Here is a 21,399-nt window from a genome sequence, read left to right on the forward strand (position 1 = left end):
CGCCCCCCGCAGGCTCGCGCCGCTCCCTGTTCGTGCGCCTGCTCCGGAACCCGATCGGCCTCGTCTCGATCTTCTTCCTCGTCGTGGTCGCGCTGAGCGCGATCTTCGCGCCGATCATCGCCACCGCGGATCCCAACCTCGCGACCATCGCCAAGGTGCTCGCACCGGCCGAGCCGGGACATCCGCTCGGCTTCGACAGCGCCGGACGCGACGTCTTCTCGCGCCTCGTCTTCGCCGGCCGGTTCAGCCTCGCCGGTGCCCTGCTCGCCCTCGTCATCGCCCTGATCATCGGCGTGACCGGCGGTCTCATCGCCGGGTACTACGGCAAGTGGTTCGACGCGGTCTCCTCCTGGCTCACCGGCCTGTTGATGGCGCTGCCCGGCATCGTCGTGCTCCTCGCGGCGCGCGCCGTGCTCGGCCCGTCGATGTGGCTCTCGATGGCCATCTTCGGCGTGCTGCTCTCGCCGGCGTTCTTCCGGCTGGTCTACGCCTCGGTCACCGCAGTACGGAACGAGCTCTACGTCGACGCCGCCCGCGTCGCGGGGCTCGGTGACGCCCGCATCATCGGCCGGCACATCCTCACGGTCGTGCGGGCTCCCGTCATCATCCAGTCCGCCATGGTTCTCGGCATCGCGATCGCGATCCAGGCCGGACTCGACTTCCTCGGTCTCGGTGACCAGTCGATCCCGACCTGGGGCACCATGCTCAACGACGGCTTCGCCAAGATCTACAAGGCGCCGCTCCTGATCCTCTGGCCGAGCCTCGTGATCGCGATCGTCTGTGTCGCGCTCACCCTGCTCGCCAACGCGATGCGCGACGAACTCGAGCGCAGCGGCAAGGCCAAGCGCCGGAACGCGAAGAAGACCGTCGCGAGCGTCGACGTCTACAAGCAGCCCGTGCTCTCGCACCCCGACGACGCGGCCATCGCCGGCCGCACCGGGGACGTCCTGCTCGACGTGCGCGAGCTCGCCGTCGGTTACGACCAGCCGAACGGCTCCGTGAAGGTCGTCGTCTCCGACGTCTCGCTCACGGTCCGACGCGGCGAGGTCCACGGCCTGATCGGCGAGTCCGGGTCCGGCAAGACCCAGACCGCCTGGTCGATCCTCCGGCTGCTGCCCGACGGCGGCCGGATCACCGGCGGCGCCATCTTCTTCGAGGGCCGCGACCTCTCCACCGTCTCCGAGAAGGAGATGACGAAGATCCGCGGCAAGAAGATCGCCTACATCCCGCAGGAACCGATGTCGAACCTGGACTCGTCATTCACGATCGGCAGCCAGCTCGTCGAACCGATGCGGGTCTGCATGGGCCTGTCGAAGAAGGCCGCCACAGCCCGCGCGCTCGACCTGCTCGCCAAGGTCGGCATCCCGAACCCGGAACGCACCTTCGCGGCGTACCCGCACGAGGTGTCCGGCGGCATGGCCCAGCGGGTGCTCATCGCGGGCGCCGTCTCCTGCGAACCCGACCTGCTCATCGCCGACGAGCCGACCACCGCGCTCGACGTCACCGTGCAGGCCGAGGTGCTCGAGCTGTTGCGCGACCTGCAGGCCGAACTCAACATGGGCGTCGTGCTCGTCACGCACAACTTCGGGGTCGTCGCCGACCTCTGCGACCGCGTCTCGGTGATGCGCGACGGCCGGGTGATCGAAACCGGCCCGGTGCGCGCCATCTTCAACCACGCCGAACACCCGTACACCCAGTCCCTGCTCGCGGCGATCCTCGAGGACGGCGAGGCCCGCGGCCCGCTGCTCGGGTTCGTCTCTGCAGCAGCGGCCGCCCGGACCGACGAAACCATTGGAGTGCAGTCATGACCGACCTTCTGCTCGACGTCAAGGATGTCGTCGTCGAATACCCGATCAAGGGCTTCCGCAAGCCGCCATTCCGGGCTCTCAAGGGCGTGTCCCTGAACATCCGCCCCGGCGAGACCGTCGGCCTCGTAGGCGAGTCCGGCTCCGGCAAGACCACCCTCGGCCGCGCTGTGCTCGGCCTGGCCCCGGTCACCGGCGGCCAGATCGTCTACAAGGGGAAGGACATCGCCCACCTCGGCCGCCAGGGCCGCCGGGCGCTGTCGAGCGAGATCCAGGTCGTCTTCCAGGACCCGTACACCTCGCTGAATCCCTCCCTCACCATCGAGCAGATCCTCGTGGAACCGCTCACCGTGCGGAAGGTCAGCCGGGCGGATGCGTCCAAGCGCGTGCTCGACCTGCTCGACCAGGTCGGGCTGCCGAGCAATGCGGCCGACCGCCTGCCCCGGGAGTTCTCCGGCGGCCAGCGGCAGCGCATCGCGATCGCCCGCGCCCTCGCCCTCGACCCGCGCCTGATCGTCTGTGACGAGCCCGTCTCCGCGCTCGACCTCTCCACCCAGGCCCGGGTGCTCGACCTCTTCCGCCAGATCCAGGAACGTACCGGCGTCGCCTACCTCTTCGTCTCGCACGACCTCGCCGTCGTGCGGCACCTCAGCCATCGCGTGGCCGTGATGCTGCACGGCGAGATCGTGGAGTGGGGCGACGGCGACCAGGTCACCAGCCGCCCGGAGCACCCGTACACCCAGCGTCTCTTCCTCGCTGCACCCGTGCCGGACCCCGACCGGCAGACGGAGCGCCGCGAGGACCGTGCGCGCCTGCTCGCCGAGCAGCGAGCCCAAGACCTGCTGCCCGAGGCCGTCGCGTGACCGGGCCTTCTTCCGCCTCGCCGTTCGTCGGCATCCGCTTCGGAGCCGCCTACTACCACGAGTACCAGCCGAGCCCGCGGCTCGACACCGACCTCGACCTGATGCAGGCGGCCGGTTTCACGGTCATCCGCGTCGGCGAATCGGTCTGGTCGACCTGGGAACCCGAGGACGGCGTCTTCGACCTCGACTGGCTCGAGCCCGTGCTCGACGGCGCGCACAAGCGGGGCATCGGGGTCATCCTCGGCACCCCGACCTACGCGCTGCCGATGTGGCTGGCCCGGAAGCACCCTGAGATCGCCCTCGACACGGCGACGGGCGCGGCGAAGGCCTGGGGGTCGCGCCAGGAGATGGACTTCACCCACCCGGCCTTCCGCTTCCACGCCGAGCGCATCATCCGCGCCATCGTGGGGCGCTACCGGGACCACCCCGCCCTGATCGGCTACCAGGTCGACAACGAGCCCGGCCTGCACCTGCTCTACAACCGCGGGGTCTTCCAGGGTTTCGTCGACCACCTGCGCGGGATCTACGGCGACGTCGAGACCCTCAACAAGGAATGGGGCCTCACCTACTGGTCGCACCGGCTCTAGACCTGGGCCGACCTGTGGGTGCCGGACGGCAACTTCCAGCCGCAGTACGACCTCGCCTGGCGTCGGTACCAGGCCGGGCTCGTCACCGAGTTCATCGGCTGGGAGGCCGGCATCGTGCGTGAACTCGCGCGCCCGGACCACTTCGTCACCACCTGCATCTCCTACGACCAGGTCGGCGTCGAAGACGTCGAGCTTCGTCGGCGAACCTCGACGTGGCCTCCGGCAACGCGTATTACGAATCGCAGGACTCGCTCCTGCACCCCTCGGATGCTCCGCGTTCGACCGGCTGGATCGTCAGCGGGACCTGGGCGGTCTACAACCTCGCCGACCTGATGTTCTCCTCGAAGCAGGCACCGTTCCTGGTGACCGAGACCAATGCCGGGTCGATCGGCCACTCCCCGATGAACTTCTCGCCCTACGACGGCCAGTGGCGCCAGATCGCGTGGGCGCTTGTCGCCCGCGGGGCCGAGATGATCGAGTACTGGCACTGGCACACCCTGCACTACGGCACCGAGACGTACTGGGGCGGCGTGCTCCCGCACAACCAGAAGCCGGGTCGCGCCTACCGCGAGCTGGCCAGGATCGGCGCCGAATTCGGTGCCGCCGGGTCCGTCGTCGCGCAGGCGACCCCGGACTGCGACGTCGCCATCCTCTACGACTCGGACAGCAAGTTCGCGCTGTCGTCGCAGGCGCCGTTCCAGGCTCCCGGCCAGTACTTCGACGTCGATTCGTACCGGAAGATCTTCGCTTCGTTCTATCGCGGCGCCTTCGATGCGGGGCTCCAGGTTCGCATGGTGCGGCCGCAGCAGCTTTTCCCGACCCGGTTCACCGCCGGGGTCGACCCGCTCGAGGGCGGGGACCCGATCGACTTCGCGGCGACCTATCCCGTGTTGATCGTGCCGGCATTCTTCACCGCAGCGGACGCGGAGCCTCGACTGGCTCGCCGAGTATGCGGCAGCGGGCGGGCACCTCGTGCTCGGGCCGCGCTCGGCATACGCCGACCGGGAGGGCCGCGCCCGCACCGAGGTGCAGCCGGCCCGGCTCGCCGGCGTCGCCGGCGCCTGGTACGAGGAGTTCGCCAACCTCACGGACCCGATTCCGGTTCGCCCGGCCACCGCTGCGGCAGCGGATGCCGCGACCGGCTTTGTGCTGCGTCCCGGCTCCGCCGCCACCGAGTGGGTGGACGGTCTCACGCCGACGGGAGCTGGAGCCGCTCGCCCGCTACGAGCATCCGCATTTCGGGCGCTGGCCCGCCGTGACGAGCGCGGTCAGCGGTTCCGGCCGGGTGACCGTGGTCGGCACGGTGCCGAACCAGGAGCTTGCCCGGTCACTCGCCGAATGGCTGGTCCCCGTGCCCACGGCCGGCTGGACCGGCCTGCCGGAGAGCGTCACCGTGACGAGTTCCACGGCGGCCGACGGTTCCCGGGTGTACTTCGTGCACAACTGGTCGTGGACACCTCAGGAGGCCCCGGCGCCCGGCCAGCTCAGCGACGTGCTTGCGGGCGCCGCCCACGATGCGGGGGACCTGATCACGCTCGGACCGTGGGACGTGCGTGTGTTCACCGATGGAGCGGCCGAATGACCTGCGTGCTCCCCATTTCCTTTGATGTTTCGACTCCAGAACAGAAAGCGACACCCCAGTCATGACGATTTCCCTGAACGAAGACACGGCCGTGGACGCCCGTCTCGTCGCCCTCCTCGACCAGCTCACGCTCGAGGAGAAGGTGCTCGTGCTCACCGGGCACGACTTCTGGGCGACCTGGCCGCTCCCGAAGATCGGCCTGCGCCGCATCCTCGTCTCCGACGGTCCGTCCGGCGTGCGCGGCGAGGTGTGGGACGAACGCAGCCCCTCGCTCAACCTGCCGTCCTCCACCGCGCTCGGCGCGTCGTGGGACCCGGCCATCGCCCGGCGCTACGGCAATGTCGCCGCCGTCGAGGCGCGCCGCAAGGGCGTCGACGTCGTGCTCGGCCCGACCATCAACCTGCACCGCTCGCCGCTCGGCGGCCGCCACTTCGAGTGCTTCAGCGAAGACCCGATCCTCACCGCGAAGCTCGCATCCGCCTATGTCACGGGCGTTCAGGAGAACGGCGTCGGGGCAACCCCGAAGCACTACATCGCCAACGACTTCGAGACGGATCGCTTCACCGCGAACGTCGTCGTCGCCGACCGCACCCTCCGCGAGCTCTACCTGCTCGCCTTCGAGGAGGCCATCGTCGACGCTGGTGCCTGGCTCGTGATGAGCTCGTACAACTCCGTCAATGGGGCCACCGTCACCGAGAACGAGCTGCTCGAGACCCCGCTGAACTCCGAGTGGGGCTTCGACGGCGTCGTGATCAGCGACTGGACCGCCGTGCGCTCGATCGAGAGCGCCCGGCACTCCCAGGACCTCGTGATGCCCGGCCCGGCAGGGCCCTGGGGCGACACCCTCGTCGCGGCGGTGCTCGCCGGTGAGGTCGACGAGGCCCAGGTCGACCGCAAGGTGCTGCGTCTCCTCGGGCTGGCCGCCCGGGTCGGCGCCCTGGACGGCTTCGAAGCCGCCGTGCCGGTCCCTGTCGTCGTGGAGGACGGCATCCGCTTCGCCCGGGAGGCCGCGATCGCGGGGGCCGTGCTCGTGCGCAACGACGGTGAGCTGCCCTGGGCCGCGGAGCGCCTGACGAAGGTCGCCGTGATCGGGCACAACGCGAAGTTCGCCCGCACCCAGGGCGGGGGCAGTGCGACAGTACTCCCCGAGCACGTCGTCACCCCGCTCGACGGCCTGATCGCCGCGCTGCCGAACGCGGAAGTGACCTACTCGGTCGGCGCGGTCGTGCAGGAGGGCATCGCCGAATTCCCGCTCTCAACGATCGAGAACCCGGTCACCGGAGAGCCCGGCGCACGGGTGCGCTTCCTCGACGCGGCCGGCGTGGAGCTCTTCAGCGAGGACCGCCGTGCGAGCGCCCTCGTCTGGTTCGGCGGCGACGCCCCGATCGCGGCCTCGAGCGTGCTCGAGTTCACCACCCGGTATACGCCGGAGGAGAGCGGCGAAGTGCTGATCGGCTTCGCAAGCGTCGGCAACGGCCGCATCTTCATCGACGGCGAGTTCCGCCACGAGGCGAGCGCCGAAGCCGTCGGCACCGATCTCGGCGCCGCGTTCCTGTCGCCGCCCTCGGTGACCGTCGACCTCGCGGTCGAGGCCGGCGTGCCGATCGACGTGAAGATCGAGTACGACGTCGTCCCCGACTTCCTCGGCGGAGCGCTCGCGATCACGGTCGGCATCGAGCCCGACCTGTCCCACCCCGAGGCGCTCATCGAGGAGGCCGTCGTCGCCGCTGCGGCCGCCGACGTCGTCGTGCTCGTGGTCGGCACCAATTCCAAGGTCGAGTCGGAGGGCTTCGACCGCACCTCGCTCAACCTCCCCGGACGCCAGGACGAGCTCGTCCGCGCCGTCGCCGCGGCCAACCCGCGCACCGTCGTCGTGGTCAACGCGGGCTCACCCGTGCTGATGCCGTGGCGAAACGACGTCTCCGCCGTGCTGCTCAGTTGGTTCGGCGGCCAGGAATACGGCGACGCCATCGCCGCAATTCTGCTCGGCGAGTCCGAGCCGGGCGGGCGCCTGCCCACCACCTGGCCGGTGACTCTCGAGGATGTCCCGGTGTCCGACGTGACCCCCGTCGACGGCGTCGTGCGCTACGACGAGGGCATCCATATCGGCTACCGCGCCTGGCTCAAGGCCGGCACCGAGCCGGCGTACGAGTTCGGCCACGGTCTCGGCTACACCGAGTGGACCCTCGACGACCTCACTCTCGACCGGCTCTACGTCGCTCCGGATGAGAACGGCGCCGACACCGTCGCGGTGACCGTCGGTCTCACCAACACCGGCGACCGGGCAGGCAAACAGGTCGTGCAGGTCTACGCCTCCCGTGCGGAATCGGCCATCGATCGGCCGGTGCGCTGGCTTGTGGGCTTCGCCGCCGTGCACGCCGATGCGGGGGAGAGTGTGGTGGCCAGCATCCTGGTGCCGGCCCGGGCCTTCGCGGACTGGCAGGACGGCTGGCACTTCGAGCCGGGGGACTTCCGGCTCGAGGCCGGCACGAGCGTTTCGGCGCTCCCGCTCGGAGCGACGGTGACGGTTCGATGAGCGCCGTGACCCGCTACTCGAACCCGCTGATCGCGGGCTTCTACCCCGACCCGAGCATCGTCAAGGTCGCCGAGGACTACTATCTCGCCAACTCGACCTTCGAGTACCTGCCCGGCATCCCGGTCTTCCACAGCCGCGACCTCGTGACCTGGACCCAGGTCGGCAACGTCGTCGAACGGCCGGGGCAGTTCGCCTCCGCGCACGTCCCGACCCTCGGCGGGGCCTGGGCCCCGACCATCCGCTTCCGCGACGGACTGTTCTACGTCGTCGTGACGGATGCGATGGGTCGCGGCATGCTGATCTTCACCGCCACCGACCCGGCCGGGCCCTGGAGCGACGGCACCATCGTCGACGGCGTGCACGGCATCGACTCCGACCTGGCCTGGTCGGACGAGGGCGTCGCGCACATCACCTATTCGGGCCTCGACACCACGTCCGGGAACCCGCCAGGGGAGCACGGTGGCATCCTGCAGGTCACGGTCGACCTCGCGACCGGGGCGCGGCTCAGCGAACCGATCTCGCTCTGGTCGGGCACCGGCCTCAAGTTCCCCGAGGCGCCCCACCTCTACCGGCACGGCGGCTACTGGTACCTGATGATCGCCGAGGGCGGCACCGAACGCGGCCACGGCATCAGCATCGCCCGCGGCACCTCACCGTCCGGCCCCTTCACCGGGGGACCGACCAACCCGATCCTGTCGGCGCGCAGCACCTCCCGGCCGATCCAGAACACCGGCCACGGCGACCTCGTCGAGACGCCGGACGGCGGCTGGGCCATCGTCATGCTCGGCATGCGCCCGACAGGGATGACCCAGGCCTTCGCGGCCATGGGTCGGGAGACCTTCATCACGGAAGCCCGCTGGGAGGATGACTGGCTCGTCGCCGAGCCGGTCATCCTCGCCCCGCGGCCCGGCGAGTTCGTCTATGAGACCGACTTCTCCGAGACCGTCGTGTCGCCCGAATGGATCTCGATCCGCCGCTACCCGTCCGAGATCGCCTCGCTGACGGAACGGCCGGGCTCGCTCGTGCTGCACGGCGAGGGTACGACCCTCGACGACGAGCAGCCGGTCTTGCTCGGCTACCGGCAGCAGCATCCGCTCGCCACGGCGTCGGTGTCGATCGACACGGGGCAGGGCCTCGGCGGGATCAGCGTGCGCTACGACGAGGTGCACCACTACGAGATTGAGGTCGGCAACGGTGTCGTCACGGCTCGGGCCTGCGTCGCCGGGATCCGGCAGGAGTGGACCCGTGAGCTCGGGCCGGGCTCGGACGGGCCGGTCACCCTCGGCCTCGACTTCGTCGCCCCCGGTGCGATGGGGCCGGACGGGATGCGGTCGGGCATGCTTGCCGGCCTCACGAGCGACCTCGTCGTGCTGAGCGTCGGCACCGGCGCCGACCGGATCGAGCTGGCCCGCGTCGACGGGCGGTACCTCTCCCAGGAGACTGCCGCCTCGTTCACCGGCCGTGTCATCGGCCTCTACGCCGTCACCGGAACGGTCGCGTTCGACTCGTTCCGCTACGCCGGCCACGACGAGTAGAAGACTGTTTCCTAGGGCGCGACCCGGCTTCCGAAGTCGGGTCGCGCCCCTATTTGTCGTGCGTGCGTCGCGGCCGCGCCGGTTTGGGCAGGCCGCGCCCGTTTGTGTTGGCGGCCGCGCCGGTTTGCGCTGGCCGCGCCCGCCGTTTCGGGTGCGGGCTGCGCATTCGGGCGCGGGAGCGGATGCTCGCGCGCACCGACCGGCGCACGCGCGACCCCGCTCGGGGCGCGCGAGCGGCTCTAGGGGCGGGCGTTCAGGGTCGCGAGGAGCCCCTCGACGCGGGCGAAGCCGGCCGGCGGCATCATGATGAGTGAGCCTCCCGAGCGGGGAGTCGCTCTTCCAGCGCCCGCCGCTCGTCCAGCCTAGCCCGATGACGTAGCCGATCTCCGCGAAGAGCGCCTGGAGGGCCGCCCGCGCTTCGGCGTCGTTCACGATCTCCGAGAGGGAGGTCTCGAAGGTCAGCGGCGCCCGGGCCGGGACGGCGACGAGCGCGGAGACATCCGTCACCCACTCGTGCCTGCCGGAGCCGGTCTCGACGGTCTGGGCCGCCCCGGGCAGCAGCACGTGGGCCGTGGTGTTCGGCGGAATCGTGACGCAGAGCGAGAACGTGCCGCCGTCGAGGGTCCAGTTGACGCGCACCGGACCGTAGCCGGTATCGAGCCGCGCAAAGGAACGGGTGAGTCCTCCGCCGAGGATCGGCGCAATCTGTACCACCCGGTAGCCGGGCTCTGCGGGCGCGATGCCGCCGATGGTGCGGTGCATCCAGTCGGCGACCGCACCGAGCGCGTAGTGGTTGAACGACGTCATCTCGCCCGGGTTGATGCTACCGTCGGGCAGCATGCTGTCCCAGCGCTCCCAGATCGTGGTCGCGCCCATCGAGATCGGGTAGAGCCAGGACGGGCAGCCCTCCTCGAGCAGCAGCCGGTAGGCGACCTCGGACTGCCCGGCCCGGCACAGCGCATCGCAGATCAGCGGCGTGCCGACGAAGCCGGTGCCGATCCGGTAGCCGTGCGAGCGCACGAGCTCGGCGAGCCGGGCGCCGGCGAGTCGAACGGCCGCGGGCTCGGTGACGAGGTCGAAGGCGACCGCGAGCGCGTAGGCGGTGTGCGCATCCGACATCATCCGCCCGGCCGGCGTCACATACTCGGCGAGGAATGCGGTGCGGATGTCCGTGCCGAGACGCGCATACCGGGCGGCGTCTTCGGTCTGGCTGAGTTCGACGGCGGCAGCCGCGAGCCGAACCGTGGACCGGAAGAAGTACGCCGTGGCCACGATATCCGGGTCGGTTTTCGCCGCGGCCGGGTTCTCCGGCGGGGCGCTCGGGTCGAGCCAGTCGCCGAACTGGAACCCGCCGGTCCAGAGGTGGTTCGCCCCGGCGAGCCGGTCGACCGTGTCGACCCAGGCCCGCATGCTCGGGTACTGCGCGGCAAGGTCCCGGGCACTACCGAAGCGCTCGAACAGCGCGTCCGGCACGAGGGTCGCGGCGTCGCCCCACGCGGCGGCGGGCATCGGCGGCATCGGCAGCGGGTTCGGCACCACGAACGGCACCACCCCCGCCCGCCCGCTCCTGGTCGGCGGCGACGTCGCGCAGCCACGAGCCGAGGAAGCCGGACACGTCGTAGAGATAACTCGCCGTCGGCGCGAAGACCTGGATGTCCCCGGTCCAACCGAGGCGCTCGTCGCGCTGCGGGCAGTCGGTCGGCAGGCTCAGGAAATTCCCGCGCATGCCCCAAAGCACGTTCTCGTGCAGCTGGTTGAGTTGGGGGTTGCTCGTTTCGAGGTAGCCGGTGCGTTCGAGGTCGTTGTGCACGACGACGGCATGGATATCCCCGAGCTTCGGCCCTGAGGTGCCGGGCCAGTTCGTGATCTCCGCGTAGCGAAAACCGTGGAAGGTGAAGCGCGGGCTCCAGGTGCGCGGGCCGTCTCCGTTGCCCGTGAAGCGGTCCGTCGCCCGGGCGAAGCGCAGGGGCCGCACGCCGAGTTCGCCGTGCTCGAGCACCTCAGCGTGGCGCAGGGTGATCGTGTGCCCCGCCGGCGCGTCGACCGTGATCGACAGCCAGCCGACGAGGTTCTGGCCGAAGTCCACAAGGGTCGCCCCCGACGGGCTCGTGAAGATGCGCTCCGCTGTCCTGGTTTCAATCCGGCGCACCGGGGGAGCGAACGAGGGGAAGACGCGCGCCGGGTCTGCCTCTCCTTCGGGGAGAACGCTCACGCCGAGGGGGTGCGGGAACGACGTCCCCGGAACCGCGAGCGCGTCATCCTCTGCCCGGGCGTCGTAGTCCTCACCCTGGTAGATTCCGGCACTCGTGACCGGGCCCTCCGTTGTCGCGGTCCAGCAAACATCCGTCGCCACGGTGTCGATGCGTCCGTCGGCATATTCCAGCCGAAGCTGCAGGGACAGGGCCTTCGGACCCGGGTAGCTCTGCGCGAAGGTTCCGTCGAAGCCGAAGCGCTCGCCGTACCAGCCGTCAGCGACGGTCGCGCCGACCACGTTGGGGCCGCCCGCTCGCACGAGGTCGGTGACGTCGACGGTCTGGCAGGCCAGCCGGTCGGCGTAGCTTGTCCAACCGGGCGTGAGCACCTCGTCGCCGACGACCCGGCCGTTGAGCACGGTCTCGTAGACGCCGTGCGCGGTCGCGGAGAGGGTTGCGCGGACGAGGCCGGTTCGGGCCTCGAAGTCGGTGCGGAACCTGACGGTGCTGCGGTCGGCGGCGTCGAGGTCGGCGGCATCGACGTCGGCTGACGTAGTCGGGTCGGTTTTCTCGGCGGCGTCGGATGAGTGGCCGACTGCGCCACCCTGGGGCCCGGCCGCGATGAAGGTGCCGACCCAGTCCGCGGAGTCGAGCGGACCAGTCTCAAGCGAGAGCCACGGGGAGAAGTCGCTCGCCACACCATCCGCGCCCGTGACACGCACCCGCACCGCGCCGCGGGAATACGCGGGCAGCGGGTCCGTCGGCCACTCCCGGTGCTGCGACTCGGCGGATTCCACCCGAACGCTCAGCACGCGGGAACCGACGCGGGTCTCGAGTTCGTAGGACTCCTGCAGCCAGCCCGGGGCATCCGTTTCGACCTGCCACGACAACGCCGGGCTGCCCGTCGCCAGAAAGTGCGGCCGGCCGCGCCCTTCCGCGCGCAGGGACGAGATCGAGGGTGCGGTCCGCAGGCTGTCTGGCATGGTCTCTCCGTTGAGATGGGCGAGCTGGTTCGAGCAATAGTAAAACCTTATACGTGTTCGGTATTCGGTGCCAGCCGTGGCGGTCGCCCCGCACCGAGCCGGAATGCCCCCTGAAGACGGGGACAGTGGAAGCCTGGCGCGCCTTGACAGAACCGGCCGAGGTCCATAGGTTCATTAGTGTAGTAATGGACCAAAGGGGTACAAGTGTTTTCCGAAGGCAGCCCGATCTTCCAGCAGCTCGCTGCGCAGATCGCCAACGACATTGTGGCCGGCACGTACCCCGAGGGCACGGCGGTTCCGTCGGCGAGCGAGTACGCGATTTTTTACCAGATGAATCCGGCGACGGCGGGCAAGGCCGTGAACGTGCTCGTCGAGCAGGGCGTGTTGTTCAAGAAGCGGGGGGTCGGCATGTTCGTGTCCGAAGGCGCCCGCGAGATGCTCAGCGCCCAGCGTCACGCGGCGTTCCGCGTGCTGTTCGTCGAGCCGCTCGTTCGCGAGGCGCGCGTGCTCGGCATCGAGACGGACGAGCTCGCCCGGATGATCGCAACCGAGACCGACGCCCAGTCCCAGATCCTGTATTAGTCCGAGTCCGAGTCCGAGTCCCAGCCCCAGCCCCAGCCCCAACCCCGATGATCGAGAAAGAAGTTCTCTCATGACCGCAGCCATCGACATCCGTGCCGTGACCCGAACCTACGGTCACGCCACGGCTCTCGACAACGTCAGTTTCCGTGTGCCGGAAGGCTCGATCTGCGGGCTCTTCGGCAGCAACGGCGCAGGGAAGACGACGGTGATGTCGATCATCGCCGGCCACGACCGGCCGTCCTCCGGCGAGGCCCTCGTGCTCGGCGACACCCCGTTCGAGCACGAGCCCACCGTCTCGCGGATCAGTTTCATCAGGGACAACCAGCGCTACCCCGACAACTACCAGCTCAAGCACGTGCTGCGGATCGCCCCGAATTCGCGCCGGACTGGAGCGCCGAGGTCGCCGCTGAACTCGTCGACGGCTTCCGGATCCCGGCGAAGACGCCGATCAAGAAGTTCTCCCGTGGCCAGTTGTCCGCCGTCGCGATCGTGCTCGGCCTCGCCTCCCGGGCCCCCGTCACCCTCTTCGACGAGCCCTACCTCGGTCTCGATGTCGGAGCGCGCACCCTCTTCTACGACGTGCTCCTGCGGGACTACGGCCGGCATCCGCGCACGATCCTGCTGTCGACGCACCTCATCGACGAGTCGGAGTCTCTCTTCGACCGGGTCGTCATCCTCAACGCCGGCCGGGTCGCCGTCGACTGCGACCGTGACGAGGCCCGCGAGCTCGCGGTCGTGATCAGCGGCGCAGCGGATGCCGTCGGCCGGCTGACCGTCGGCCGCACGGTCCTGCAGACGCGCGCCATCGGCTCTCTCAGTTCGGTGACCGTCACGGGGGACGCCGATGAGGCTCTCCTGGCCGAGGCCCGGCGAACAGGAGTGCAGGTCGCGTCCGCCTCGCTGCAGCAGCTCGTCGCGGCATACGGCGCGCCCGCCGGAGACGCGGCGGAGCAGACCGACCACCAGTCCACCCGCACCACCCAGCAGAAGGAAGCGGCAGCAGCATGAATGCCATTGTCTCGGTCGTCAAACTGCACCTGAACCGGCGCGTCGTCGCCCTCCTGGTGCCGCTCTTCATCGTCGCGGTCGTCGTCGTGATTTCGATACTGATCTCACTACTCTTCTGGCGGGGTGGCAGCCAGCCCGGCTCCGCGGTGTGGATCAACTCCTCGCGGAGCAACACCGGCATGCTGTTCTCCCTCGCCGGGTTCCTCGTCAGCATGGGCGTCGCCTCCGCCGCGACCACGTTCCCGTTCGCACTGGCGCTCGGGGCCACCCGGCGGGCGTTCACCCTGGGGACCCTGGCGTGGAACATCCTGCAGGCCGCCTATCTCACCGTGGTGTTAGCCGTGCTGATGCTTCTCGAACTCGCCACCGGGCACTGGTTCTTCGGCTTCTATATTTTCGACATCAACATTCTCGGGGCCGGCGACCTCACGAAACTGATCCCGATCGTCTTCCTCTCGGTGCTCGCCCTGCTGAGCGTTGGAGGGCCTTCGGCGCATCCTGGGTGCGGTTCGGGGCGCGCGGCCCGCAGGTGATCGCGGCCGTCGCCGCCATCCTGATCATCGTCGGCCTGATCATCGTGATCCCCTCGGCATCCGCGTTGATCGCGAACTTCGCGCTCTGGTGGCTCGCCGTGGCGGGCGTGTTGCTGGTCGTGATCGCGATGGCGGGCATCTGGTTGCCGCTCCGCACCGCGACCGTGCGCTAGCTCCCGGGTTCAGTTGCGGAGAAAACACCCTCGTCGCCACGACGAGGGTGTTTTCTCCGCAATCGAATCGGAACGACCGTGATCTCGCACTGAGTCGTTATGTGTCGCCTCGAGACTCCCCGCATCGCGCGCACTTGGTAGCGTGAGCGCCACGCAGTACATGGTCGCAGGGGGCGCCGGTGACCATTCATCCGAGAGATCCCCATGACGACTTCCCGCTTTGACGACATCACCCGCGACCAGCTGAGCCGGCCCGACAGCCGGAAGTGGAGCCTGCACGCCGGCACCATCGGGGCGTGGGTCGCGGAGATGGACTTCGGAACGGCGCCGATGGTCACCGAGGCGCTGCACCGCGCGATCGATGACGGCGACCTCGGGTACCTGGCCCCCGCGACCACGCGTCGGATGGCCGAGGCAGCCTCGGAGTGGCTCCGCACGGATTGCGGGTGGGCGATCGCCCCGGAGAACATCCATCCCGTGTCCGACGTGATGGCCGCCCTCGAGGTCGCCGTGACGAAGTACTCCCCGGCCGGGAGCGGCGTCATCATCCCGACTCCGGCCTACATGCCCTTCCTCTCCTTCATCCCGACACTCGGCCGGGAGGTCTTCGAGGTGCCCTGCATCGAGTCGGACGGGCGCTGGACGCACGACCTCGACGGGATCGAGGCGGCCTTCCACGCCGGCGCGCGCACCCTCATCCTGTGCAACCCGCACAACCCGACCGGGACCGCGATCTCACGGGAGGAGCTCGAGGCGATCGCGGTGATCGTCGACCGGCACAACGGCCGGGTCTTCGCCGATGAGATCCACTCGCCGCTCCGCTACGGGTCCACGCCGCACGTTGCGTACGCATCCATTTCGGCCGTGACCGCCCGGCACACGATCACCGCGACCTCCGCGTCGAAGGCCTGGAACATCCCCGGGCTCAAGGCCGCGCAGCTCATCACGTCCAACCTCGCCGACGAGGAGCCTCTACCAGATCTTCGGTTTCGCTGTGCTGCACGGGGCCTCGACGCCCGGGGTCATCGCTGCCACGGCGGCCTACCGTAACGGCCGGGAATGGCTCACCGAGGTCACCGGCTACCTCGACGGCAACCGCCGCGAGCTCGGGCGGCTCCTGGCGGAGCACTTGCCCGAGGTCGGCTATCGGATCCCCGAGGCGACGTACATCGCCTGGCTCGACTGTCGGCGGCTCGGTATCGAAGGGTCGCTCGCCGACTTCTTCCGTACCGAGGCGGGTGTTGCGGTGACCGACGGTGCGCAGTGCGGGAAGGGATACGAGGGGTACGTCCGGCTGATCTTCGCCATGCCCCGGCCGATCCTCGAGCAGGCCGTGCTGCAGATGCGGGATGCCGTCCTGCGGCACACCGCGCACCGCCAGAACGTGCACCGCACCGAAGCAAGGACAGGAACACCGTGACCCAACAGGCCGAAATCGAACCCACCCTCGACGACATCGTCACGGAAGACATCGGCAGCGACGACACCGTCACCCCGCACACCGTCACCCCGCACACGGTCGCCGCCCCGGAGTACGACTGGGACGGCTATGCCTTCGACACCCGCCAGGTGCACGCCGGCGAAACGGAAGACCGCTCCAACGGGGCCAGGATCCAGCCGATCGCGATGACGGCAGGCTACCGTTTCGACTCCTACGACGATGCCGCCGGGCGCTTCTCCGGCGAGGGCGACGGCCTGATCTACTCTCGGCAGCGGAACCCCTCCGGCGCCGTCGCCGAGAAGCGGATCGCCTCCCTCGAGGGCGGCACCGAGGCCATCGTCGTTTCCTCCGGCCAGGCCGCGATCACCGCCGCCCTGCTCGCGCTCGCCGGCTCCGGCGAACGGATCGTCTCGACCGCGAGCATCTACAGCGGCACCCGCATCCTCTTCGGCCGCAGCTTCAAACGCTTCGGCGTCAGCGTCGACTACGTCTGGAACGAGGCAGACGACGATGAGTGGGACCGTCAGATCACCCCGGACACCAAGGCGATCTTCACCGAGACCATCCCGAACCCCAAGAACGACATCGTCGACATCGGCCGGGTCGCCCGAGTCGCCCGCCGGCACGGGATCCCGCTCGTCGTCGACAACACGATCGCCTCGCCTTTCCTGATCCGGCCCTTCGAGCACGGCGCCGACATCGTCGTGCACTCCTCGACGAAGTTCCTGAGCGGCCACGGCGCCGCCCTGTCCGGCACCATCGTCGACGGCGGCCGCTTCGACTGGGCCGCCTCCACCCGCTCCTACCCACTCCTCACCGACCCGGTGCGCCCGGGCAAGCCGTCCATCCTCGACCAGTACGGCCCCACCGCCTATGCACGGATGACCCGCGAGGCCGTCGTGAACGACATCGGTCCCGCGCTCTCCCCGTTCAACTCCTTCCTGCTGCACCAGGGCATCGAGACCCTGTCCCTCCGCATGGAACGGCACCTCTCGAATTCGCTCGCAATCGCGGAATGGCTCGAGGGCCACCCGCGCGTCGACAGCGTCGACTACGCCGGCCTGCCCGGCAGTCCGTACTACGAGCTCGCCGATCGGCTCTACGGCGGCCGCAGCGGCTCGGTCTTCTCGGTCACCGTGCACGGCGGTGCGGCAGGAGCCCGCCGGTTCCTCGACGGGCTCCGGGTGATCAGCCGGATGACCAACATCGGCGACGTGCGCTCGATGGCGCTGCACCCCGCGACCACGACCCACTCCTCGTTCGCCCCCGAGCTGCGCGAGCGCCTCGGCATCACGCAGGGACTCATCCGGCTGTCGATCGGAATCGAGGACCCGACCGACCTGATCAACGACCTCGACCGGGCCCTCTCCGCGCTTTAGCGACACGTGACTAGGCTCGGAGCATGACCGAGACAATTCGCTGGGGAATCCTGGCCACCGGCGGCATCGCCCACGCCTTCACCACAGACCTGATCCTGGACGGGCACACCGTCCAGGCCGTCGGGTCGCGGTCCCAGGCCGGGGCGGATGCGTTTGCGACCGAATTCGGCATCCCCACCGCCCACGGCAGCTACGAAGCCCTCGCCGCGGACCCCGAGGTCGACATCGTCTACGTGTCGACCCCGCATCCGTTTCATGCCGCCAACGCGACACTCGCCCTGAACAACGGCAAGCACGTGCTGATCGAGAAGCCGCTCACCCTCAACGCGCGCGAGGCCAGGGAGATCACCGAACTCGCAGCCGAAAAGGGCCTGCTCGTGCTCGAAGGGATGTGGACCCGGTTCCTGCCGCACATGCGACGGATCAGGGAGATCATCGCCGCGGGCACCCTCGGCGACGTGCACACCCTGATCGCCGACCACACCCAGGACCTCCCGGACGACCCGGGGCACCGGCTCAACTCGATGCAGGCTCGGCGGCGGCGCGCTGCTCGACCTCGGCATCTACCCGATCACCTTCGCCTCGGGGCTCTTCGGGACTCCCGAGACCATCCTCGCCGCGGCGACCTTCAAGGCGACGGGAGCGGATGCCCAGGTCGCGACGACCTTCCGCTACCCCGGCGGCCAGATCGCCGTCACGCTCTCGGCGAGCGATACCGCGGGGACCAACACGGCGGTCATTCTCGGCACACTCGGCCGGATCGAGATCGACGCCGTCTGGTACTCGCCGACGAGTTTCCGGGTGCTGAACAGCAGCGGCGAGGTGCTCGAATCGTACGTGTCGGACGTGACCGGCCGTGGGATGCAGTTCCAGGCCGTCGAAGCCGAACGGGTCATCCGCGCCGGTCTCACCGAGAGCGACCTGCTCCCCGTGAGCGAGATGGTGAGCATCATGGAGACCCTGGACACCGTGCGGGAACGCATCGGCCTGCGTTACCCGGGCGAATAGGCCGCTGACCGGCGAACGTGAGGGCTTCTGGCACGATAGCCTGACCTCACAGACAACCGCGACCGGGCACCACCCCGTCCGGACGGTGCATTACTCGAGAGCTCGGATCCAATGGAATTGCTGGTGGGGGAGGATCGCAGGCGAGGTGCGGCCACGCCACGGCGGGATGCCTGGCTCGTCTGGGCGCTGATCGCCCTCGTAGCTGCGTCCTCGGTCCAGACCCTCGTCGCGGCCGTCGCAGGCGTTCGGACGCCGATCGGCGACATCGTGGGAGCGCTCTCCTTCGCGGCGCCCATCGTGCTCTGCTGGCTTTCCGTCCATCGCGCCACCGCGCGCCGGACCGAGTTGATCCTCGCGGCCCTGGCCGTGAGCGCATACTCCCTCGCGGGCATCCTCTTCTCCCTGGTCTACCTGGTCTTCGCGGGCGCGGCCTCCGACCCGCTGGCGATCCTCGCGACCGGGCTGTTCTTCTCGTTCTACCCGCTGATGATCACGGCCCTCGCGGTTCTCGTCCACCGGCAGAGAGGGCGGCTGTCCTGGGGTATGTCTCTGGACAGTACCGTCGGCGCGCTCGGCGCGGCCCCCCTTCTCGTCGTCGTCCTCGGACCGAGCATCGACCGGGCATTCGGACGGCCGTTCTCGCTCGACTCGTTCGTCGCCGCCGTGAATCCACTCCTGGACATCATCGTGATCGCCGCGCTTGCCGGTGTCGCCGCCTCGCGGTCGATCAGTGCCGGACGCAGCTGGCTCATGCTGATCGCCGGGTTGCTGCTCTTCGCCGCCGCCGACATCGGCTTCGCCCTCACGGGGATGACGATCGAGGGCAGCTACCGGACGGCGTCGCCGTTCGACCTCGGCTGGATCGCAGGCCTCGCGTTCATAGCCCTGTGGGCGTACCGCGCGGCGAGGCCCGGATCCACGTCGCCGACCGTCCGCAACGCGGCCGTCGTGCGCTGGGCGCTCTCCCTCCCCGTTCTGGCGACAACCGCGGGGCTCGTCGTCCTCGTGATCGCGAGTGAGGTCGAGGTGTCCCCGCTCGCCATCTCCCTCGCGGCCGTGGCCGTCGTCCTTGCCGCCGCCCGGACGACGCTGGCATTCCGCGAATTACGGCGGATGGGCGACCTGCGCAGGCAGGCCAGAACCGACGACCTCACCGGTCTCCCCAACCGGCGCGCCCTCTACGCCGAGGTGCCGTTGAGCCTCGCAGCCGGGACCGACCGGGCCCTGCTTCTGCTCGACCTCGACCGCTTCAAGGAGGTCAACGACAGCCTCGGGCACGACGTCGGGGACGAACTGCTGGTGCAGGTCGGGACTCGCCTCACGAACCATGTCCGTGGGACCGACCTCGTCGCCCGGCTCGGAGGCGACGAATTCGCGATCCTGCTCGCCGACGCGAGGGAGGCGGAGGCCGTGGTCGTGGCGGGGACGCTCAGGGAGGCCCTCGCCCGGCCGTACCTGCTCGAGGGAATCACCCTGCAGACGACGGTCAGCATCGGAATCGCCCTCTATCCCGGCCAGGCCCTCGACGTGACCGGCCTGCTCCGCAAGGCCGACATGGCCATGTACAAGGCCAAGGCGACCCGAAGCGGTCACCGGGTCTATGACACGAGCGACGACAGTCACGGCGCCGCCCGGCTTCGCACCCTCCAGGAGTTGCGCGTCGCCCTGGCCGAGCGGCAGCTTGTGGTCTACTACCAGCCCAAGGTCGACCTCGCGACCGGAGCCGTGCGCGGGGTCGAGTCGCTCGTGCGCTGGAACCACCCGGTGCGCGGACTCGTACAGCCCGGTGACTTCCTGAGCATCGTCGAGGAGGCCGGGCTGATGAACGCGATGACCCAGCAGGTGCTCGACATGGCCCTCGACCAGGCCGCCGTCTGGCACGCCAGGGGCGACGACCTGACCGTCGCCGTCAACCTGACGGCGAGCGCCCTCGTCGATGCGGAACTGCCGGAGCGGATCGCGGCGATGCTGTCCGATCGCGGCCTGCCGGCATCCGCCCTCATCCTTGAGATCACCGAGGAGTTCCTGCTCGAGGACCGCTCTCGTACCACCGCGATCCTGACCCGGCTGCGGGCGGGGGGAATCCGCATCGCCATCGATGATTTCGGGACGGGCTACAGTTCGCTCGCGTATCTGCGTGACCTGCCGATCGACGAACTCAAGCTCGACCGGTCGATCGTGTCCCCGATGAAGGACGACCCCCGCGCGGCCGCCCTCGTCGCTTCCACGATCGAACTGGCGCACAGCCTCGGGCTCACAATGGTGGCCGAGGGCGTCGAAGACGCCGAGGTCTACGCCGACCTGGCCAGGTACGGCTGCGATGAGGCGCAGGGCTTCCTCATGTCGCGGCCGATGCCGGCCGGGGAACTCGATAGCTGGCTCGCAGAACGTCGACTCGCGCTCACGGCGTCACCATGACGGCCGTCGTGACGCCGTGCCGCCAGGGTGTCGATCGCTGGATGCTCTGGGCGCTCTGGCTCATCGTCGCGGCGCACGTGGCGAGCCTCATGCTGCGGGCACCCGCGGACTATGTCTCCTCGCCGTTCATCCTGCTCGGGGTGCTCGCCGCAGCCGCGCCCTCGTCGTCTGCTGGGTGGCGGTCGCGCACACCCGGGCGAATCGACTCCAGGCCCGGCTCGCCGCCTCGGCCGTCACCGTGTTCGTGATCGGCAACGGCTTCTTCGCTGCCGCCGACCTCCCGGTGGGCGACTGGGTGCCGATGCTGGCCGGCCTCGCCCAGCTCTGTTACCTCGCCTTCTATCCGCTGATGCTCGCCGCACTGTTCACCCTCGTGCGGCACCAGTTGCGGAGCCTCTCACTCGCCATCGCCCTGGACTGCGTCGTCGGAGGCCTCGGCGCAGCCGCGGTCGTCTCCGCCGTGCTCGGTCCCGTGCTCGCGGTGGGCGCCGCCCGGCCGCCGTCGATCTCCACCTTCGTGGGCATCGCGAGTCCCGTGCTCGATCTCGTGATCGTCGCAGCGGTCGTCGCGATCGCGGCGTCACCGATCCTGACGGCAGGCCAGAGCTGGATCCTGCTCGTGGGTGGGCTGCTCTCGTTCGCCGCGGGGGACATCCTCTTCGCCCTGGCCAAACTCGGCGGCACCTACGTGGTCGGTCACTGGCTCGATGCCGGTTGGTCGATCGGGCTCGCACTCGTCGCGTCGTGGCTGTGGGCCGCCGCGACCTCGAACCC

17 protein-coding genes and 5 pseudogenes are annotated in these 21,399 nt (G+C 69.5%); 19 read left to right on the forward strand and 3 right to left on the reverse strand.

Annotation, left to right across the window (positions count from 1 at the left end):
* Positions 1 to 32: 32 nt before the first annotated feature.
* The 8 genes and pseudogenes from KIV56_RS14390 to KIV56_RS14425 all read left to right on the forward strand — a co-directional run bounded on the left by KIV56_RS14390 (position 33) and on the right by KIV56_RS14425 (position 8,908).
* Positions 33 to 1,808: a dipeptide/oligopeptide/nickel ABC transporter permease/ATP-binding protein gene (locus tag KIV56_RS14390; RefSeq protein WP_281533983.1), complete on the forward strand. Its 1,776-nt coding sequence runs from the start codon at positions 33 to 35 to the stop codon at positions 1,806 to 1,808.
* On the forward strand, positions 1,805 to 2,668 hold the full coding sequence (locus KIV56_RS14395; protein ID WP_281533984.1) for an ATP-binding cassette domain-containing protein: 864 nt from the start codon (positions 1,805 to 1,807) through the stop codon (positions 2,666 to 2,668). Before KIV56_RS14390 ends, KIV56_RS14395 begins: the two co-directional genes overlap by 4 nt.
* Positions 2,665 to 3,255 carry a beta-galactosidase gene (locus KIV56_RS14400; RefSeq protein ID WP_281533985.1) on the forward strand — a complete coding sequence of 197 codons (591 nt, stop codon included), beginning with the start codon at positions 2,665 to 2,667 and terminating at the stop codon, positions 3,253 to 3,255. The genes KIV56_RS14395 and KIV56_RS14400 overlap by 4 nt, the downstream gene beginning before the upstream one ends.
* A gap of 212 nt (positions 3,256 to 3,467) precedes the next feature.
* A pseudogene (locus tag KIV56_RS14405) lies at positions 3,468 to 3,791 on the forward strand (beta-galactosidase); the annotation flags it as partial.
* Between the two features lie 436 nt (positions 3,792 to 4,227).
* Positions 4,228 to 4,290: pseudogene (locus tag KIV56_RS14410) on the forward strand (hypothetical protein); the annotation flags it as partial.
* Between the two features lie 220 nt (positions 4,291 to 4,510).
* Entirely contained in the window at positions 4,511 to 4,837 is a 327-nt protein-coding gene (locus KIV56_RS14415) for a Beta-galactosidase C-terminal domain (protein WP_281533986.1), read from the forward strand.
* A gap of 61 nt (positions 4,838 to 4,898) precedes the next feature.
* A complete protein-coding gene (locus tag KIV56_RS14420; protein WP_281533987.1) occupies positions 4,899 to 7,373 on the forward strand; it encodes a beta-glucosidase in 2,475 nt (824 codons plus the stop codon).
* On the forward strand, positions 7,370 to 8,908 hold the full coding sequence (locus KIV56_RS14425; protein WP_281533988.1) for a glycoside hydrolase family 43 protein: 1,539 nt from the start codon (positions 7,370 to 7,372) through the stop codon (positions 8,906 to 8,908). The genes KIV56_RS14420 and KIV56_RS14425 overlap by 4 nt, the downstream gene beginning before the upstream one ends.
* A gap of 576 nt (positions 8,909 to 9,484) precedes the next feature.
* On the opposite strand, the pseudogene KIV56_RS14430 reads toward KIV56_RS14425, so the two are convergent.
* Together KIV56_RS14430 and KIV56_RS14435 are read right to left on the reverse strand one after the other, a co-directional pair.
* Positions 9,485 to 10,426: pseudogene (locus KIV56_RS14430) on the reverse strand (alpha-L-rhamnosidase C-terminal domain-containing protein); the annotation flags it as partial.
* On the reverse strand, positions 10,350 to 12,083 hold the full coding sequence (locus KIV56_RS14435) for a family 78 glycoside hydrolase catalytic domain (protein ID WP_281533989.1): 1,734 nt from the start codon (positions 12,081 to 12,083) through the stop codon (positions 10,350 to 10,352). The gene KIV56_RS14435 and the pseudogene KIV56_RS14430, both read right to left, overlap by 77 nt.
* Before the next feature lie 204 nt (positions 12,084 to 12,287).
* Here KIV56_RS14435 and KIV56_RS14440 point away from each other — a divergent pair, with 204 nt between their 5' ends.
* The 11 genes and pseudogenes from KIV56_RS14440 to KIV56_RS14490 all read left to right on the forward strand — a co-directional run bounded on the left by KIV56_RS14440 (position 12,288) and on the right by KIV56_RS14490 (position 20,873).
* Positions 12,288 to 12,665, forward strand: a complete 378-nt coding sequence (locus tag KIV56_RS14440) for a GntR family transcriptional regulator (protein WP_281533990.1) — start codon at positions 12,288 to 12,290, stop codon at positions 12,663 to 12,665.
* Positions 12,666 to 12,735: 70 nt separating this feature from the next.
* A pseudogene (locus tag KIV56_RS14445) lies at positions 12,736 to 12,933 on the forward strand (ATP-binding cassette domain-containing protein); the annotation flags it as partial.
* A 203-nt stretch (positions 12,934 to 13,136) separates the two neighbouring features.
* Complete coding sequence (locus KIV56_RS14450; RefSeq protein ID WP_281536262.1) at positions 13,137 to 13,673, forward strand: hypothetical protein; 537 nt, start codon at positions 13,137 to 13,139, stop codon at positions 13,671 to 13,673.
* Positions 13,670 to 14,206 carry a hypothetical protein gene (locus tag KIV56_RS14455; protein ID WP_281533991.1) on the forward strand — a complete coding sequence of 179 codons (537 nt, stop codon included), beginning with the start codon at positions 13,670 to 13,672 and terminating at the stop codon, positions 14,204 to 14,206. Before KIV56_RS14450 ends, KIV56_RS14455 begins: the two co-directional genes overlap by 4 nt.
* Positions 14,203 to 14,379 carry a hypothetical protein gene (locus KIV56_RS14460; protein ID WP_281533992.1) on the forward strand — a complete coding sequence of 59 codons (177 nt, stop codon included), beginning with the start codon at positions 14,203 to 14,205 and terminating at the stop codon, positions 14,377 to 14,379. The genes KIV56_RS14455 and KIV56_RS14460 overlap by 4 nt, the downstream gene beginning before the upstream one ends.
* Before the next feature lie 204 nt (positions 14,380 to 14,583).
* Positions 14,584 to 15,429 carry an aminotransferase class I/II-fold pyridoxal phosphate-dependent enzyme gene (locus KIV56_RS14465; protein ID WP_281533993.1) on the forward strand — a complete coding sequence of 282 codons (846 nt, stop codon included), beginning with the start codon at positions 14,584 to 14,586 and terminating at the stop codon, positions 15,427 to 15,429.
* Positions 15,374 to 15,799, forward strand: a complete 426-nt coding sequence (locus KIV56_RS14470) for a hypothetical protein (RefSeq protein WP_281533994.1) — start codon at positions 15,374 to 15,376, stop codon at positions 15,797 to 15,799. Before KIV56_RS14465 ends, KIV56_RS14470 begins: the two co-directional genes overlap by 56 nt.
* A 149-nt stretch (positions 15,800 to 15,948) precedes the next feature.
* Positions 15,949 to 17,199, forward strand: a complete 1,251-nt coding sequence (locus KIV56_RS14475; protein WP_281536167.1) for an O-acetylhomoserine aminocarboxypropyltransferase/cysteine synthase family protein — start codon at positions 15,949 to 15,951, stop codon at positions 17,197 to 17,199.
* Between the two features lie 23 nt (positions 17,200 to 17,222).
* A pseudogene (locus KIV56_RS14480) lies at positions 17,223 to 18,207 on the forward strand (Gfo/Idh/MocA family protein).
* A 111-nt stretch (positions 18,208 to 18,318) separates the two neighbouring features.
* Positions 18,319 to 20,625, forward strand: a complete 2,307-nt coding sequence (locus tag KIV56_RS14485) for a putative bifunctional diguanylate cyclase/phosphodiesterase (protein ID WP_281533995.1) — start codon at positions 18,319 to 18,321, stop codon at positions 20,623 to 20,625.
* Entirely contained in the window at positions 20,622 to 20,873 is a 252-nt protein-coding gene (locus KIV56_RS14490; RefSeq protein ID WP_281533996.1) for a hypothetical protein, read from the forward strand. Before KIV56_RS14485 ends, KIV56_RS14490 begins: the two co-directional genes overlap by 4 nt.
* Positions 20,874 to 20,964: 91 nt before the next feature.
* Here the strand turns inward: KIV56_RS14490 and KIV56_RS14495 are convergent, their stop codons facing one another.
* Complete coding sequence (locus KIV56_RS14495; RefSeq protein ID WP_281533997.1) at positions 20,965 to 21,150, reverse strand: hypothetical protein; 186 nt, start codon at positions 21,148 to 21,150, stop codon at positions 20,965 to 20,967.
* Positions 21,151 to 21,399 lie beyond the last annotated feature (249 nt).

Source organism: Cryobacterium breve (assembly GCF_027594785.1).
Taxonomy (GTDB): domain Bacteria; phylum Actinomycetota; class Actinomycetes; order Actinomycetales; family Microbacteriaceae; genus Cryobacterium; species Cryobacterium breve_A.

Bases quoted from the DNA above. Each gene is read 5' to 3' on its own strand.
- KIV56_RS14395 (WP_281533984.1), top strand. From the start codon at position 1,805: ATGACCGACCTTCTGCTCGACGTCAAGGATGTCGTCGTCGAATACCCG.
- KIV56_RS14420 (WP_281533987.1), top strand. From the start codon at position 4,899: ATGACGATTTCCCTGAACGAAGACACGGCCGTGGACGCCCGTCTCGTC.
- KIV56_RS14425 (WP_281533988.1), top strand. From the start codon at position 7,370: ATGAGCGCCGTGACCCGCTACTCGAACCCGCTGATCGCGGGCTTCTAC.
- KIV56_RS14435 (WP_281533989.1), bottom strand. From the start codon at position 12,083: ATGCCAGACAGCCTGCGGACCGCACCCTCGATCTCGTCCCTGCGCGCG.
- KIV56_RS14455 (WP_281533991.1), top strand. From the start codon at position 13,670: ATGAATGCCATTGTCTCGGTCGTCAAACTGCACCTGAACCGGCGCGTC.
- KIV56_RS14465 (WP_281533993.1), top strand. From the start codon at position 14,584: ATGACGACTTCCCGCTTTGACGACATCACCCGCGACCAGCTGAGCCGG.
- KIV56_RS14485 (WP_281533995.1), top strand. From the start codon at position 18,319: ATGGAATTGCTGGTGGGGGAGGATCGCAGGCGAGGTGCGGCCACGCCA.
- KIV56_RS14490 (WP_281533996.1), top strand. From the start codon at position 20,622: ATGACGGCCGTCGTGACGCCGTGCCGCCAGGGTGTCGATCGCTGGATG.
- KIV56_RS14495 (WP_281533997.1), bottom strand. From the start codon at position 21,150: ATGCCCACGAAGGTGGAGATCGACGGCGGCCGGGCGGCGCCCACCGCG.